Here is a 361-nt window from a genome sequence, read left to right on the forward strand (position 1 = left end):
GTGCTAACATAGTACCAATTGAGTCAAAAGAGGGGTCTAACGCATGGAACGCAAACTAATCGGAATTGATTTGGATAAGACAACATTGAATGACGCAGGTGAGGTTTCAGACCGTACCCGTCGTACGTTGCAAGCTGCACAAGCAGATGGGCACATTGTGTCGATCGTTACGGGGCGTCCCGTACGTTTGTCGATGGATATTTACGACACGTTGGGCTTGAAGTCACCAATGATTAACTTCAACGGGTCATTGGGTCATAAGCCACGTCAACACTGGGAACACGAGTATTCATTTAATATTGATCGTGAAATTGCGTTTGACCTGCTTGAAAATGCGCAAATGATGGGTATTGATACCGTT

At 45.2% G+C, this 361-nt stretch carries 1 protein-coding gene; it reads left to right on the forward strand.

All coding sequences use genetic code 11. From position 1 onward, the window contains the following. Positions 1-43: 43 nt before the first annotated feature. On the forward strand, positions 44-361 hold a 318-nt coding region (locus KH400_RS22605; protein WP_217228467.1), incomplete at its 3' end, for an HAD-IIB family hydrolase.

This window comes from Desertibacillus haloalkaliphilus (assembly GCF_019039105.1).
Lineage (GTDB): Bacteria > Bacillota > Bacilli > Bacillales > KJ1-10-99 > Desertibacillus > Desertibacillus haloalkaliphilus.